Annotated in this window: 11 protein-coding genes; 2 read left to right on the top strand and 9 right to left on the bottom strand. The window is 57.0% G+C overall.

Annotated features, from left to right (window positions below; all coding sequences use genetic code 11):
- Positions 1 to 2: 2 nt before the first annotated feature.
- The 4 genes from lspA to murJ all read right to left on the bottom strand — a co-directional run bounded on the left by lspA (position 3) and on the right by murJ (position 6083).
- Positions 3 to 527: a signal peptidase II gene (gene lspA, locus K0B93_RS19010; protein WP_219868820.1), complete on the bottom strand. Its 525-nt coding sequence runs from the start codon at positions 525 to 527 to the stop codon at positions 3 to 5.
- Entirely contained in the window at positions 527 to 3346 is a 2820-nt protein-coding gene (ileS, locus tag K0B93_RS19005; protein ID WP_219868819.1) for an isoleucine--tRNA ligase, read from the bottom strand. Before ileS ends, lspA begins: the two co-directional genes overlap by 1 nt.
- Positions 3347 to 3417: 71 nt before the next feature.
- The gene (ribF, locus tag K0B93_RS19000; RefSeq protein WP_219868818.1) at positions 3418 to 4389 is read right to left on the bottom strand and encodes a bifunctional riboflavin kinase/FAD synthetase; all 972 of its coding nucleotides are present in this window, start codon (positions 4387 to 4389) and stop codon (positions 3418 to 3420) included.
- A gap of 113 nt (positions 4390 to 4502) precedes the next feature.
- Entirely contained in the window at positions 4503 to 6083 is a 1581-nt protein-coding gene (gene murJ, locus K0B93_RS18995) for a murein biosynthesis integral membrane protein MurJ (RefSeq protein WP_219868817.1), read from the bottom strand.
- A gap of 258 nt (positions 6084 to 6341) precedes the next feature.
- Here murJ and rpsT point away from each other — a divergent pair, with 258 nt between their 5' ends.
- Positions 6342 to 6611, top strand: coding sequence for a 30S ribosomal protein S20 (rpsT, locus tag K0B93_RS18990; RefSeq protein ID WP_219478104.1), 270 nt, complete (start codon positions 6342 to 6344; stop codon positions 6609 to 6611).
- 69 nt (positions 6612 to 6680) lie between these two features.
- Here the strand turns inward: rpsT and K0B93_RS18985 are convergent, their stop codons facing one another.
- A complete protein-coding gene (locus K0B93_RS18985; RefSeq protein WP_219868816.1) occupies positions 6681 to 11858 on the bottom strand; it encodes a hypothetical protein in 5178 nt (1725 codons plus the stop codon).
- Positions 11859 to 12068: 210 nt separating this feature from the next.
- On the opposite strand from K0B93_RS18985, the gene K0B93_RS18980 reads away from it, so the two are divergent.
- Positions 12069 to 12692: a response regulator gene (locus K0B93_RS18980; protein ID WP_219868815.1), complete on the top strand. Its 624-nt coding sequence runs from the start codon at positions 12069 to 12071 to the stop codon at positions 12690 to 12692.
- 124 nt (positions 12693 to 12816) lie between these two features.
- Here the strand turns inward: K0B93_RS18980 and proB are convergent, their stop codons facing one another.
- The 4 genes from proB to rplU form a co-directional block, all read right to left on the bottom strand.
- Positions 12817 to 13941, bottom strand: coding sequence for a glutamate 5-kinase (gene proB, locus K0B93_RS18975; RefSeq protein ID WP_219868814.1), 1125 nt, complete (start codon positions 13939 to 13941; stop codon positions 12817 to 12819).
- A 21-nt stretch (positions 13942 to 13962) separates the two neighbouring features.
- On the bottom strand, positions 13963 to 15159 hold the full coding sequence (gene cgtA, locus K0B93_RS18970; protein ID WP_219868813.1) for an Obg family GTPase CgtA: 1197 nt from the start codon (positions 15157 to 15159) through the stop codon (positions 13963 to 13965).
- Positions 15160 to 15302: 143 nt separating this feature from the next.
- Positions 15303 to 15563: a 50S ribosomal protein L27 gene (gene rpmA / locus K0B93_RS18965; RefSeq protein ID WP_219868812.1), complete on the bottom strand. Its 261-nt coding sequence runs from the start codon at positions 15561 to 15563 to the stop codon at positions 15303 to 15305.
- A gap of 36 nt (positions 15564 to 15599) precedes the next feature.
- Positions 15600 to 15911, bottom strand: a complete 312-nt coding sequence (gene rplU / locus K0B93_RS18960) for a 50S ribosomal protein L21 (protein ID WP_219868811.1) — start codon at positions 15909 to 15911, stop codon at positions 15600 to 15602.
- Position 15912 lies beyond the last annotated feature (1 nt).

Genomic DNA, 15912 nt, shown 5'->3' with positions numbered 1-15912 from the left:
CGTTAGTCACTCCTTTCGGCATCCCCGTCAGAGTCAGCGGGTTTGCGGAACATATCAAGGATCATCATGGCGGCGCCGATGGTTATGGCCGTGTCCGCCAGGTTAAAGGCTGGGAAATGCCAGTCCTGCCAGTAAAAATGCAGGAAATCGACAACGTAGCCATGAACAACACGGTCGTAGACGTTGCCGAGGGCGCCACCGAGAATCAGTACGATGGCGATGGCCGCCCAGGTTTCATGACGCTGAAGTTTTCTCAGCCAGATAATCAACACGGTGCTGACCACCAGAGCCAGCGCCACAAAGAACCAGCGCTGCCAGCCATCGGCCTGAGCCAAAAAGCTGAAGGCCGCACCCGTATTGTGCAGCAGCGTCAGATTGAACATGGGGATCACCGGCACCGGGTCGCCGTAGGTCAGCATGGCCGTAGCCAGGGCCTTGGTACCGAGGTCCAGTACGATCACCAGCACCGCCAGCCACAGCCACTTCAACTTGGACCCACTTGCCGGTTCAGTCATTGTCGCGTCCATCAGGCAAACGAGCGGGCTTCACCAGGCCCTTCCACGTTGGTCACACAACGGGCGCACAGGTCCGCGTATTTTTCATTACGACCGACGTCTTCGCGGTGGTGCCAGCAACGCTCACACTTGGCGTAGGTTGCCGGCGTTACCGCAACACGCAATCCCTCGTGGCCAGTCAGTTCAGCATCACCCGCTTCGGATACCGGCTTAACCCTTGCCTCCGATGTGATCAGTACAAAACGGAGCTCCTGGCCCAGGTGCTTGAGGTTCGCGGCCAGGTCACCCTCACAGAAGAGCGTGACTTCAGCGCTCAGCGACCCTTTGATCTCGCCTCGGGCGCGGGCTTCTTCCAGACACTTGTTGACCGCTTCCTTGACGCTGTAGATCTCGCGCCAGTAGTCCCGGCCCAGTTCGGCCGTTTCCGGCAGCTCGGCAAGACCGTCGTACCAGGTCTCATAGAACACGGTATCACCACGCTGGCCCGGCAGATGCTGCCAGATTTCATCGGCGGTAAAGCTGAGAATCGGGGCTATCCAGCGCACCAGGGCCTCAGCAACGTGATACAGCGCGGTCTGGCACGAACGCCGCGGAAGGCTGTCGGCAGGGGTGGTGTACTGGCGATCCTTGATGATATCCAGATAGAAACCGCCCAGGGTCGCCTCGCAGAAGTTGTACACCTTCTGATAGATGCGCAGGAAGGCGTAGTTCTGGTAATCCTCATGCAGCTCATTCTGGAGCTGCAACGCACGGTCCACCATCCAGCGGTCCAGGGCAATCATGTCCTCCGGCGCCACCATGTGCTGCTCGGGCTCAAACCCGTTGAGGTTGCTCAACAGGAAGCGGGAGGTATTGCGGATCCGGCGGTAGCCATCGGCGGTCTGACGCAGAATGTCCTTTGATACAGTCATCTCACCACTGTAATCGGTCGCCGCCACCCAAAGCCGCAGGATGTCAGCGCCCAGCTCGTTCATGACCTCCTGAGGTGCAATCACATTGCCGAGGGACTTGGACATCTTGTGCCCTTTGCCATCCACCGTGAAACCATGGGTCAGGACCTGCTTGTATGGCGCCACACCGTTCATGGCGATGGAAGTCTTCAAAGACGACTGGAACCAGCCACGGTGCTGATCCGACCCTTCCAGGTACATGTCCGCCGGGAACTGACCCAGCTCTTCACGGGCCCGCAGCACGGATTCATGGGTTACGCCGGAATCAAACCAGACATCCAGCGTATCGGTGACTTTTTCGTACTGATCGGCGTCGGTGCCCAGAAACGTTGCCGGCTCAATGTCGTACCAGGCATCGATACCGCCCACCTCGATCTCCTGGGCAACTTTTTCGATCAGTTCCTGGGTATCCGGGTGCAGCTCCTGGGTTTCCTTGTGGATGAACAGCGTGATCGGCACGCCCCAGGTCCGCTGGCGTGAGATACACCAATCCGGAGACTGCTGAAACATGGCCTCAATGCGATTCTGGCCCCAGGCCGGCACCCAGCGGACACCCTTGATGGCTTCGAGCGCGTCTGCCCGCAGATGTTGCTTGTCCATGCTGATGAACCATTGCGGGGTAGCCCGGTAGATCAGCGGGGTCTTGGTCCGCCAGCAATGGGGATAGCTGTGCCGGAACTTCTCGGAACGCACCAGCTTGCCCTCACGCGTCAGGGCGGAGCAGACCGGTTCATCGGCCTTGTACACATGCACGCCCGCCAACTCGCCCGCAGCGCTGGTGTAGGTGCCGTCAGCCTGAACCAGATTGAGAGTGTCGATGTTATAGGCTTTACCAACCTCAAAATCTTCGATGCCGTGATCGGGCGCAGTATGGACCGCCCCGGTACCGGCGTCGGTGGACACATGATCACCCAGGATAACCGGCACCTGCTTGTCGTAGAACGGATGCATCAGGGCCAGGTGTTCGAGGTCCGCACCGGCGCAGGTGGCCAGCACCTCATATCCTTCAACTTCCCAGCGACTCATAATGCCGTCGACCATGTCCGCCGACAGGATCAGTCGCTCCGGCCCCTGCCCGACGTCGGCCTGCACCAGAGCGTACTGAAACTCCGCGTTCAGGGAGACCGCCTGGTTGGCCGGGATGGTCCAGGGTGTGGTGGTCCAGATAACAACGGAAACGTCCCCCTCACCCTTGCTGGTTCCAAACAGGGCCAACGCCTTCGCCTGATCGACAGCGGTAAACCGCACATCAATCTGGGTCGAGGTTTTGTCCTGGTACTCCACCTCGGCTTCCGCCAGTGCGGACTGACCAACCACACTCCAGTAAACCGGCTTATACCCGCGAACCAGGTGGCCCTTGGCAACAATTTTCCCGAGCGCACGAACAATGCCCGCTTCCACTTTAGGATCCATGGTCAGGTAGGGCTTATCCCACTCACCCATGACCCCCAGGCGAATGAAGTCCTCTTTCTGACCCGCAATCTGTTTGGTTGCATAGTCGCGACAGGCCTGGCGGAAGGTCTTGTAATCGACTTTCACGCCCGCCTTGCCGATTTCCTGCTCCACTTTGTGCTCAATGGGCAGACCGTGACAGTCCCAGCCCGGCACATACGGCGCATCGTAGCCCATGAAGTTGCGCGACTTAACGATCATGTCCTTCAGAATCTTGTTGACCGCATGACCAATGTGAATGCTGCCGTTGGCATAGGGAGGGCCATCATGGAGAACGAATTTTTCCCGCCCTTCGCGCTGCTTGCGCAGGTTGCCGTATACGTCGAGATCCTGCCAGCGCTTGAGCATGTCCGGCTCACGCTTGGCCAGATTGCCGCGCATCGGGAAGGCGGTTTCCGGCAGATTCAGGGTGTGCTTGTAGTCGCTCATGGTCTGTGTGCGTGCTCTTTTGGTCAGTTTGGGTCAGTAATCAGTTATTTGTGGGCCGCAGCCCCGGGTTTTCAATGTGCTGCCCGAGAGGATCCATTATCCGCGATCCAGGCCCGGGCATCGCTGAAGTCACGGGCAATCTGCTCCTTCAGGGCATCCACGGAGCTAAATTTGATCTCGTCACGGAGCCCGTGACGGAACACGACGTCTATGTGGCGGCCATAAAGTGTGCCAGTAAAGTCAAACAGGTGCACTTCAAGGGCCGGCTGTTTGCCATCTACCGTCGGCCGCAGACCAATATTGGCAACACCGTCATACACCGAACCGTCATCAAGGGTGGTGCTCACCACATACACTCCCTGCAGCGGCGCCATGCGCTTTAACAGGATGTTCGCCGTTGGCGCGCCGATCTCACGCCCAAGCTGACGCCCATACACGACGCGGCCCCGAATCCGGTAGGAATGGCCAAGAAGCGCTTCGGCATCGTCCAGCCGATCTGCCTGCAGCCGTTCACGAATCCGGGTACTGCTCACGCGCTCGCCGTCGATCGTCACCGTCCGGGTATTTTCCACCGTAAATCCAAGCGATTCACCCACCTCACGCAACAGCATGAAATCACCGGTTCGATCACATCCGAAGCGAAAATCGTCGCCCACCACGAGGTGTCGCACACCGAGACCATTCACCAGCACCGTATCGATGAATTCCCGACTCGTCAGACGGCGGAAACGGCCGCTGAAATGCAGGCAGAGCACGTAATCAATGCCGGCTGCGGTCAGTGCCTCGAACTTCTGCCTGAAGGACATGAGCCTCGGAGGCGCCTCGGCACCCTGAAAAAACTCTCGGGGCTGGGGCTCGAACACCATGACCACAGAGGGCAGGCCCATACCGGCCGCTTTTTCTTTAACCTGTTCCAGAATTGTCCTGTGCCCGATATGTACGCCATCGAAATTGCCGATGGTCGCGACACACCCATTGGCAAGGGGTGGAGCCTCGCGACGGGACAGCGTTGTCAGGTTAGTCAGGCCTCGGATCAGACGCATGCAATGCGAACCTTCAGTTGCCAGCTGGCTTTCAGCGCCCCGCCTCGCCCGGTGAAACGTTCAAGGAAGTGTCGAGCCAGGGGAACGCTGGTGAGAAAACGCGCGATTATACCTTACCTCTGGCGGAAATGTCTTACCCTCACGCCAGTCACCGCCAGCGCCAGGAAATAGACTGCCACTCCCGCGCCCACCAGCAGCGCCATGTCGGTCGCCCGCTGGACGCCGCCCGCCGCAAGCCAATCGCTTACCGGTGCCTTGAGCCAGAGAATGACGAGCGCCAGGGCGAGATTGGCAACGCCAATCTGAATCAGGAAACGCGGCCAGCCCGACTGACTTTGCCACGCACCCTCCTTGCGCAGCCCTCGCCAGAGCAGGAACCCGTTCAACCAGGCCGAAAGCGAGGTGGCCAGCGCCAATCCGGCATGGGCGAGCGGAAAAATCAGAATCAGGTTCAACACCATGTTGGCGACCATGGCGATAACGCCAATTTTCACCGGCGTGCGGGTATCCTGGCGGGCGAAAAATCCCGGCGCCAACACCTTGATCAGCATGAATGCCAGAAGCCCCGCCGAATACGCACGCAGGCTCTGGGCCGACATCACCACATCCCGATCCGTCACCTCCCCGTAATGGAACAGCGTGGCGATAAGCGGCTCGGCCAGCAGAGCGAGAGCAAGGGCTGCGGGCAGGCCAATCAGCAGAACCGCACGAACCGCCCAATCAAGAGTGGCAGCGAACTGGTCGACGGAGTCCGCTGCATGCTTGCGGGAAAGGCTGGGCAGAATCACCGTGGCGATTGCGATCCCGAAGACGCCCAAAGGCAATTCCGACAGCCGGTCGGAATAGTAGAGCCAGGATACGCTGCCCGTTTGCAGGAACGACGCCAGCACCGTATCCAGCAGCAGGTTAATCTGACTGACCGAGACACCGAACAAGGCGGGTGCCATCAGCTTCAGAATGCGGCTGACACCCTCATGCCGGTAGTCGACTCGTGGCCGCGGCATCAGTCCCAGACGCATCAGGAAAGGCATCTGGAAGAACAGCTGCAACGCACCAGCAATGAATACGCCCCAGGCCAACGCCATCACCGGCTCGTCCATCAGCGGCGTCAGATAGATGGCTGCACCGATCATGGCCAGATTGAGCAGAACTGGCGTGAAGGCCGGTACCGCAAACCGGTCATAACTGTTAAGAATGCCGCCAGCGAACGCCGTTAGCGAGATCAGCAATAAATAAGGAAAGGTGATGCGCAGCATGTCACTGGTGAGCGCAAACTTCACGTTATCGTCCAGAAAGCCCGGCGCGAAGATGGCAGTCAGCACCGGCGACCCCAGCATGGCAACCAAAGTGACGGCCAGCAGGATCAGCCCCAAGGAGCCGGCTACGGCGTCCACCAGGCGCTTAACCTCAGAGACTGACTGCCCTTCCCTGTAGGACGATAGCACCGGGACAAAAGCCTGGGAGAAAGCCCCTTCCGCAAACAGCCGACGAAGGAAGTTCGGGATCTTAAAGGCAACAAAAAACGCATCCGCCCCGGCACCGGCACCGAAATAACGGGCAATCACCATATCCCGGACCAGACCCAACACCCGGGACAGCATGGTCATAGCCCCGACCAGCCCGGAGGAGCGCAACAGACCCGGCGCTTTCGGCAAGGATTTTTTCGCGGTGGTGGTTTCGGGTTCCGACGACATGAAGGCTCTGGCCAGGGATTAAACAACAAGTTGGCGCGGTATCTCGGGAAATACTAGTCCAGCCCGGGCGCCCGCATCCAGTGAGCGGCGAGTTTATCACAGGCCTTTGGTGTCGGTGCATGAAATAGGTTTCGGTCTTGACATCTGCGGGTTTCAGCGGCATAGTTTCGCGTCATTTATTTCGACGCGCTGGTTTTGGCGCGCCCGCGATGTAACGAATCATTCAGCAACGAATTTTAGATTTTCAGGAGTTTTACGGTGGCAAATTCCCCGCAAGCCAAGAAGCGCGCACGTCAGAACGAGAAGAACCGCAAGCACAACGCAAGCCTGCGTTCTATGGCTCGTACTTACATGAAAAAGATTCAGTCCAAGATTGAAGCTGGCAACTACGAAGAAGCCCAGGCTGCCTTCCAGCAGGCTCAGCCGATTCTGGACAGCATGGTCAACAAAGGCATCTTCGCGAAAAACAAGGTTGCTCGTAGCAAGAGCCGCCTGAGCGCCCGGATCAAGTCTCTGAAGAGCGCGTAAGCGGATTTTCCTTCAGAAATAAAAAAACCGGCCAACTGGCCGGTTTTTTTTATGTTAGCTCCAGGACGATTAACGCACTATCTCGATATCAATCCGAAAATCGATGCTGCACGAGTTGTTGTTAACCACATCGTTTGCATCAGCACCGGTCAAGGAAATGCCACTCGAACTGACCAAATCATCATAGCTGTAGCGCCTGCGAAGTGTTTTGTGAAGCTCGCTCGCAGTGACCGTTGAAGGAATGAAATTCGGCGCGACACCGCAATCATCCGAGATAAACTCATCTGCCTCAAGAAACGCCGCCTGAAGGCCAAATGATTCACCAGGTTTCAAACTATACACATGCAATGAGTTACTAAGCCACGAATCTTCCAACTGCAACCAGGTACTTTGGTTCCAAACACGCTTGTAGTAGCAGGCACGACGATCATCCTCATTAAGATCGGGTATTTGAACAGGCACTCGATCTCTGAATTCATAATCTACACCGTCAATCGTCGCGGGCTGGTAGAAAATGGCCCCCAGGTCATCGTCATTATTTTGAAAAGTCTCGGCATCCAGCGCATCAGACAGCAATTTCTTCTGCCCTGTTTGAGGATCTTCGGCCACGACCCACCACATCACCTCGCCAGCCTGCACATCGGCACTCCCCTCTGAGGCGTCCTTGCATTGGTTGTTAATAATGAGGTCGCGCACGATGACCCGGAAAGCGACATCAGGCACCAGGGGATCAGTACCAACGGCAATCTCCGCACCATCTCGCCGGCCATCACCATCGGTGTCTGCATTGGTCGGATCCGTCTGAGCAGCAATCTCATCACCATCGTTCAGATCATCCAGATCGGTATCTTCAAAAATGGGGGACGTGAAAACCGTGGTTGCCGTTGTTTCTCCGGGTAAACTGAGCCTGGACCCTGAAATCAGCTCCACCTGATCGGACAAATCATCGCCGTCCGTATCTGACTTCGTAGGATCCGTACCATAGCCACCGGTATTGGCCGATGTGATGTTCATGTTGGGATACAGCGCGGCAATGCTCAGGTACTTGGACAGATCCGCCACCTCGTCGTAATCACTGATGGTATCGCCATCGGTGTCTACACTGCGCGGATTGGTACGGAGGTCACGCTCTACAAAATCCGGCAAGCCGTCAAAATCAGTATCTGGCAACGACTTGCTAGAGGTGACCTCATCCCCGGCGCTACCATTGACAGATACCAGCCAGCCTAAATCCTCCTCGCCGTCAGTCAAACCATCCTGATCCGCGTCAAAGAAATCCGCCCTATCATCCACAGTCGGGTCAGAACCGCGAACAAGCTCACTGCCGTCTGCCACCGAATCGTCATCGGTATCCCGGCGAAGCGGATCTGTCAGAACTGTCTCTGCTTCGCGCAATACATCATCCCCTCCAGGTGTGCTATCGATAGCGGAATTGGTTCCCGGCAGGACAATCACATTGCCAGAGGGAACTGGATTGTTGATAAAGGCACGTTGGATATCGTCGCCGCTGGCCAGGGATTCCGCTTCACCGTTGCCACCATCGACGATGGCCAGCAAGGCATCGAAACCGCCAAGCTCAGTGAAATCCGAAATGCCATCCCGGTCGGTGTCCGGCTCGGCCGGGTCGGTCGCGGGCGGAACACTGAAGGCGGCTTCGTAGACATCATCGACAGCGGGATCCGTATTGAGCTGGCCATCCGGACCAGGTCCGACTACTGGAGTCCCGTAGGCCAGATTTTCGGCACCAACGGGCGTTAACTGCTCATCATCGCCCTCTGCCGTGGTGTCCGCAGTGTTGTTTGGACCCGCAATAATCCCGATAGCGTCTGCCTGACTGACCGGCTCGTCACTCTGAAAGGCACAAAGCGCTTGGGCACGACTATCTCCCGGCTCACAAAAACCCCGCAGATCCTGCTCCTCAACATCCCAAAGGCCATCGCCATCGGTATCGCCAAACCGCGGCGATGAAAAGGTCTGGCGCAAGGCCCCGCCGTCTACGGCGACCTTCCAGCCAACGAAGACTTCCGCGAAGTCGCTCAAACCATCCTGATCGCTGTCCACCGAATCCTTCACATCATCAGTACCCGCCGCTTCCCCCGAGAAAGCCGGACCAAAAAGCCTGTTGTCAAAGCGGTTACGTTCACTGTCGGTAGAGCCAAAAAGGAATTCATTGCGCGCAAACAGGCCGTCGCCATCCAGATCCTGCAAAAATGCCAGACTGAGGTTGTCGCCCGGCTCAACGGTAATCTGATCAAAATTGGCGGCATCCGGCAGCTGGCCGGAGGTTAGAATCACCCAGCCCCGGTTGAAATCGCCATTGCGCAAGGATTTGATTCGCACCAACTTCTGGGGGCCGCTGCAGGTGCCGCTCAGGCATTCACCGTCGACCCGGCAAATTGCCCCCGCGTTCTCGGAAAATGCCGAGCACGTGCGACTGGTTTCAAAACCACCAATAAAATCGACAATATCATCGTCTTTGGCAGGCGTATCCAGCACACCGTTCTCTCCAGGACCAATGACAATCGTTCCGAGGCTAACACCACTCGTGCCCACAGGAACCAGCTGGATATCGTCCCCCTGAGCAATACTGTCGGCTGTCTTGTTCAGGCCAGCGATAATGCCGCTAACACCGGTCGGATTAGCAATGTAGTCGTCACCGCCCGGCTTCGTTTCAAGCCAACCGTTGGGACCCGATCGAATGACCTGATTATCCTCATCCCGAACGTCGTCGCCTTCGGCCCCCGTATTCAAAACACCGTCATTACCAGCTGAAATGTAATCCAGATTGGTCTGATGACGCGGCAGGCCAATAGTTGATTCCACCAAGTAACTCAGGGGCAGACCCAGCGCCCGTCCTGATGGGCTGAATCCGCCCAAGTACTGGTCGTCCTGCAAGACGCCCGCCGTGGCCAGCAGGTAATTTTCAGCGGCGCTGGCGTCGCCATAATCCAGCACAACGCTGCCGGTGCGGTCCCGGGCTACCTGGCTGATAAACGTATAATTACGCCCCAGCTCATCCTCGACATCGTAGTTGGCGACGCGAAACACCAGGGAAGCAGGGTTGCGCATCAGACTCTCGACCAGATTCGGGAACACTTCTCGGCTACTGAACAAGAAGGGCCCACGCTCATTAGTGCTACCTCCCAGATTGATCGTCAGCGGAGACCCCGTCGCCAGCTCAGAACTCGGTACCAGTGTTGCCACTGGCAAAAACGTGTCACGACCACCTATCTGCTGCAACACGGTAATTTCCAGATTGCGCAGGGTAAAAGGAACATTGCCCTCGTTGGCGATACTCAGGGGAACATCAATACTGGCCCCGATCACTTCACGCGTCACGGTTTGAGTACTGCTCAGCTCCTTACCCTTCGTTTGCGATCGCTCATAAGCCTCTTGCGACTCCCTGGCCGATCCATTGTCTGTTTGCCAATTGGTGGTATTGGTGTCAAACACATAACCAGTAACCTCGATTCCACCGGAAACGCCTTTGTCCCCGCCAAAAAAACTGCCATTGCCAAGGCCTGTTCTAAAACCACCCCCACCTCCCCACTCATCCGTGCCACCATCGGTTCTAGTAAAGGAGGTATTTTCACTCTGGGTCAACGTTGTGCTGGTATTGGACTCTTCAGTAATCACCTCTCCGGTTTCATCCGTGTAACTAAACCGTTCGTCAAGCTGCAGCCGAACATCACCCACGCTGATTGTCAGCTTGGGCACGTCGGCAATCCGCGGATCACGATTCAGTTCGAACAGCTCCCGATAATCATCAAGCTGATCGCCATCGGTATCCGCCAAAACCGGGGACGTTTTGAGGTCAAAATGCTCGAAGCCATCCTGCAAGCCGTCCAGATCACTGTCCTGGGCGAACGGGTTGCTGTAGACCTTGTTCAGCTCGAGATTATCGTGAATGCCGTCCCCATCGGTGTCGGTAGCCCGGGGGTTCATGCCGAACTGCAGTTCCAGGAAGTCGTCGAGGCCATCGCCATCAGTGTCGGCGAGGTTGGGGTCGCTGGTTACCTGCCGGGTAATGATTTCACCGTTCGCCATCTCCACCACGACAATGGTGCCGGCCTGCTCCTCACTGTCATACAGGCCATCGCCATCGGAATCCACGAGCTCAGCCGCTCCAGCAGGAGTTCCGGCAAAGATGGCCGTGTTGGCGGTCCCGAATGAGACCACGCCATCGTTAACCTTCAGCTGCTGACCATACATGTCGGTGGCGTTGGTTACGGCCACCTGATAGGTCAGCTCACTCTGGGATCGGGTGGTAAGCTCAATGACCCGACGGTCCGCGCTGGCAAAGCGTGCATCAATCACGCCCAGAACACCCGATTCGGGATTCACGTTGGCCTGAGTGATAGAAAAGGTTGCAGAGCTTGGCGTCTGCTCGCTCATCGGTTTGCTGAAGGTGACCTGCACATGGGTGTTATCCAACGATGCCGCGCTGACTACGGACGGAGTTTCCGCGATAGCCGTCTGGAGAGACATACCGAGGAATGTCTTGTCGGAGGGGAGCATATACAGGGGCAAGCCACTGATAAGACCAGTAACCCCGCTCAGCTCAAGGTCATAATAGGCGTCCTCCTGCGACTCAGTCGTCAAAACGACGGTGTCCGCCTGCCCACCCAATAATACCTGCTCGATTTTAAGGCCATTACCGCTTTTTGATGTCAGCCGGTAATTTTTGATATCACCCGCGTCATCCGAAACCGGCTCACTGAACTGCAAAAACACCACAGCATCGCTGAGGGAGACGACGCTCAGCAGCCTCGGCTCCTCACTGCCATCACCGATAAAGAGGATTGGTTCGTCGTCAACATTTGCCAGATCCAGCTGCAGAGTTCCGTTTGGAATAAGCTGGACATCCTCTTCCTCTGGAGCAAGCTGAAGCAAAACGGAGGTCCCGTCGAGCCCCGGGTATGCAGCCACCACCGCAACTCGATTGCCGTTCGACAGTGTGATGTTGTAACTGAGAGGATTCCCCGACACTTCCGGATCAACGGGGTCAGCGAACTCAATTTCCACGTAGTTGCGGCTCAAAGACACCACTTTCGAAATTGCCGACAGTTCGCCCGCATCCACATTAACCGAACCAGAACCTGTCACGTCGGCCGATTCGCCTGAACCCCCGCCGCAAGCATGCAGCAGCAGTGCCACTAACAGCACCACCGCAATTCTTGCCCCTCGATTGATGCGGCAACTAGTTTTTACGAGATGACACTCTCCAACACTGGATAGATCTTCCATTTGAGCAGACATACTTCCCTCACGTCATCCTGTTGCACGCCTGCAACCGCCCCCTCCACCAGCCAACTCTGAGGCACATCCCGGTCCGAACGCTCTGCGACTTTATGTTACATTCCTGTTACAATTAAAAGGTATACCGTAAAGAAAATGAGCAGTCATTAGGCAAAAGTATTAATTTCGCGCCATTTTCCAAGGAATCGGACACGGGCCATGCAGGTACTGGTTGTTGATGATCATCCGCTGTTTGTTGACGGTGTTCGGCAAGTTCTGAAGAAGCTGAACTCAAGTGCAGTGGTTAGCGGGGCCAATAGCGCGGAAGCGGCCATTGTTCTATTGGAGTCAGGGAAGGCATTTGATCTGGTATTCATTAACCTTATGATGCCCGATACTTGCGGCCTCTCAGTCATATATCGACTTCAGGAACAGGGCATCAGGTTTCCAACGGTGATCATGTCGGAAGAAGACAACCTCCGATCGATTCGATCTGCGCTTGATATGGGGGTACTTGGATTAATCCCGAAGTCATTCAGTGCCGAGCAAATATTGGCGGCACTCGCGTACATTCTTGAAGGAAATATTTACATCCCGCCCGCCACAAACAAGCAACTCAGTGCACTCAAGGCCCGACGTTTTGCTCAAACTGGCAATATCACCCGCCGTCAACAGCAGGTTCTCGAATTGATTGCGCAGGGATACACCAACCGACAGATCGCCACTACCTTGTATCTGACGGAGCACACCATCAAAGCTCATGTCAGTGCGCTTTTTATTGAATTGGGTGCCACCAATCGTACCGGGTGTGTGCGGATTGCGAAATCTCTTGACCTCATTTGAAGTGACAGCGCAGAGGGCTCGCAATAACAACTCCGCCTCTAACGTAACGGATGGCCAAACAAACGCCCTGAAATCTCTGAAGAAAATGGAAGCAGGGCTGGATCTCGAATACACCTAATCGTTTTCAGACGATCACCAGGTTATCACGGTGAATCATCTCTTCGCCGGAGACATAACCCAGCACCTCAACAATCCGGTTACTTGAGCGTCCGGCGATTGCCCTCGCCTCGTCCGCATCATAGTTCACCAGGCCTCGGGCAACTTCTTTACCCTGGGCATCCACACAGGAAACCATTTCGCCCCGGCGAAACTGGCCCGAGACAGCCTTCACACCAACAGGCAACAGACTGCGCCCACCAAGACAAACCACCTTTACCGCACCATCGTCGAGCGTCAGCTGGCCCCGCGTTTGCAGATGACTGGCCAACCACTGTTTGCGGGCCGCAATTCGCCCCTGTTCCGGGAGCAGCAAGGTGCCGATCACGTCGCCCTGACGCAGGCGGGTAACCACGCCTTCGATCCGGCCGCCGACAATCACCGTGAATGCACCGGACCGGGCCGCCAGTCGGGCCGCCCGAACCTTAGTCAGCATGCCACCCCGGCCCAGCACACCGGCACCGCCGCCAGCCATGGCATCCAGCTCCGGATCGCCAGCCTTGCGCTCGGTAACCAGGGAGGCGTCTGCGTGCTTGCGGGGGTCCTTATCAAACAGCCCGACCTGATCGGTCAGGATAATCAGACCATCGGCTTCAATGAGGTTGGCCACCAGGGCGCCCAGGGTATCGTTATCACCAAACCGGATTTCATCGGTGACCACCGTATCGTTCTCATTCACGATGGGAATCACCCCAAAATCCAGCAGCGCCCGTAGCGTGCTGCGACCATTCAGGTAACGCTTACGGTCGGACAGGTCATCGTGAGTCAGCAGAATCTGCGCCGCGTGCAAACCGTGGCGCTTGAATTGCGCCTCCCAGGTCTGCACCAGCCCCATCTGCCCGACCGCCGCCGCAGCCTGCAGCTCATGGAGTTGCTGGGGGCGAGTCGTCCAACCCAGACGACTCATGCCTTCGGCGACCGAGCCGGACGACACGATCACCACCTCGACGCCACTTTCAATCAGCTCCGCAATCTGATCGACCCAGAGGCCCAATGACGCGACATCAAGCCCCTTGCCGTCATTGGTCAGCAGGGCGCTTCCGATTTTGATGACCAGACGACGAGCCTGGCGCAACTGGGTGCGTTCACTCATGATGCGTGCACTTCTCTCGACTTACTCGGGGGCGTAAACCACTTCGACATCGTAATCGTCGTCGTCGAAGTCGTCGTCATCATCGTCGTCCTGCCGGGCAGCCCTGCGGGCCTGGCGCTCCGACTCGATCCGGGCCCGGGCCTCTTCGTCCATCTGACGCCTACGAGCAGCTTCGCGCTCCGCAAATTCCGGATTCTGAGCTTCTTCCTCGGCCTGCTCTTCAATCCAGCGCATGACCGCCTGAACAAGCGGCTTGGTGCCCTCGCCGCTGAGCGCGGAGATGCGGAACACCGGCCCCTTCCAGCCCAACTCATCAACGATGGCCTGACAATGGGCGTCGCGGTCCTCCTCGGAAACCATATCGACCTTGTTGAGCACAAGCCACCGTTCCCGATTGGCCAGAGTCTCGCTGAACTTCTCAAGCTCATGCTCGATCGCCCGCACGGACTCGACCGGCGAGGAGCCATCGTAAGGCGCCACATCCACCAGGTGCAGCAACAGCCGCGTCCGCACCAGATGCTTCAGGAACCGGATACCCAGGCCGGCGCCTTCGGCGGCACCCTCAATCAACCCCGGAATATCGGCAATCACGAAACTTTGATGGGCCTGAACGCTGACCACACCAAGATTGGGCACCAGGGTGGTAAACGGATAATCCGCCACCTTGGGCCGAGCCGCAGAAACCGACCGGATAAAGGTGGACTTACCCGCATTAGGCATACCCAGCAAACCAACATCGGCAAGGACTTTCAGCTCCAGGCGCAGGTTCCGCAGCTCGCCTTCGGAACCCTTGGTGGTCTGGCGCGGCGCACGGTTAACCGAGGATTTGAACCGGGTGTTGCCCAGACCATGAAAACCCGCCTGAGCAACTTTCAGGCGCTCACCGGCATGAGTCAGATCACCCAAAACCTCATGGGTATCCATATCCACGACGGTGGTGCCCACCGGCACCGGCAACACCAGGTCCTCACCTTTCGTGCCCGTACAGTTCCGGCCGGAGCCGGGCTCGCCATTCTGGGCCTTGTGTTTGCGCTGGAACCGGTAATCGATCAGCGTGTTCAACGCCTCGTCCGCCTCCAGATACACGGAGCCGCCATCCCCGCCGTCACCGCCGTCGGGACCACCCTTGGGGACGTATTTCTCACGCCGGAAACTGAGGCACCCGTGCCCGCCTTTTCCGGCCTCAACGATGATGGTGGCTTCGTCTACGAATTTCATGGATAAACCCTTTGCGCTGCGCGCATAAACTAAAAAGCCCCGCAGCCTCAAGGAAGCTTTGCGGGGCTCCGGGCAACGTTGATAACTGACTATATCAGGATATCAATGCTGCCCAAGGTTCGACAGAACCGGATCGCCGCTGCTTACGCAGCCGGAACGATACTCACGAACTTACGGCTCTGCGGGCCTTTGACTTCGAACTTCACCTGACCTTCCGCTTTCGCGAACAGGGTGTGGTCTTTGCCAATGCCTACGTTGCTACCAGCGTGGAACCGCGTTCCGCGCTGACGAACAATAATGCTGCCTGCAGGTACAGTTTCGCCGCCGTAGCGCTTCACACCAAGTCGTTTCGACTCGGAATCGCGACCGTTACGGGTACTACCTGCTGCTTTTTTGTGAGCCATTACAAGCCTCCTGATTTAAGGGGTGGTTCGAGAGCCTTAGCCCTTGATACCCGTGATCTTGACTTCAGTGAACCACTGACGGTGGCCCTGACGCTTCATGTGGTGCTTACGACGACGGAACTTGATGATGTTGATTTTGTCGTGACGGCCGTGGCTAACCACTTCCGCAGTAACCTTGGCACCATCAACAACCGGCGCGCCTACCTGAACCTTGTCGCCATCGGCAACCAACAGAACGCGATCGAACTCCACGTTACCACCGGTTTCAACTTCCAGCTTTTCCAGCTTCAGAGTTTCGCCTTCTTTTACACGGTGCTGCTTACCACCGCTAACAATAACTGCGTACATT

Source organism: Marinobacter sp. F4218 (assembly GCF_019443085.1).
GTDB lineage: Bacteria > Pseudomonadota > Gammaproteobacteria > Pseudomonadales > Oleiphilaceae > Marinobacter > Marinobacter albus.
This window is presented reverse-complemented; position numbering and strand designations above follow the sequence as displayed.

Coding starts and splice junctions, on each gene's coding strand:
- lspA (WP_219868820.1), bottom strand. CDS start 527: ATGGACGCGACAATGACTGAACCGGCAAGTGGGTCCAAGTTGAAGTGG.
- ileS (WP_219868819.1), bottom strand. CDS start 3,346: ATGAGCGACTACAAGCACACCCTGAATCTGCCGGAAACCGCCTTCCCG.
- ribF (WP_219868818.1), bottom strand. CDS start 4,389: ATGCGTCTGATCCGAGGCCTGACTAACCTGACAACGCTGTCCCGTCGC.
- murJ (WP_219868817.1), bottom strand. CDS start 6,083: ATGTCGTCGGAACCCGAAACCACCACCGCGAAAAAATCCTTGCCGAAA.
- K0B93_RS18985 (WP_219868816.1), bottom strand. CDS start 11,858: ATGGAAGATCTATCCAGTGTTGGAGAGTGTCATCTCGTAAAAACTAGT.
- K0B93_RS18980 (WP_219868815.1), top strand. CDS start 12,069: ATGCAGGTACTGGTTGTTGATGATCATCCGCTGTTTGTTGACGGTGTT.
- proB (WP_219868814.1), bottom strand. CDS start 13,941: ATGAGTGAACGCACCCAGTTGCGCCAGGCTCGTCGTCTGGTCATCAAA.
- cgtA (WP_219868813.1), bottom strand. CDS start 15,159: ATGAAATTCGTAGACGAAGCCACCATCATCGTTGAGGCCGGAAAAGGC.
- rpmA (WP_219868812.1), bottom strand. CDS start 15,563: ATGGCTCACAAAAAAGCAGCAGGTAGTACCCGTAACGGTCGCGATTCC.
- rplU (WP_219868811.1), bottom strand. CDS start 15,911: ATGTACGCAGTTATTGTTAGCGGTGGTAAGCAGCACCGTGTAAAAGAA.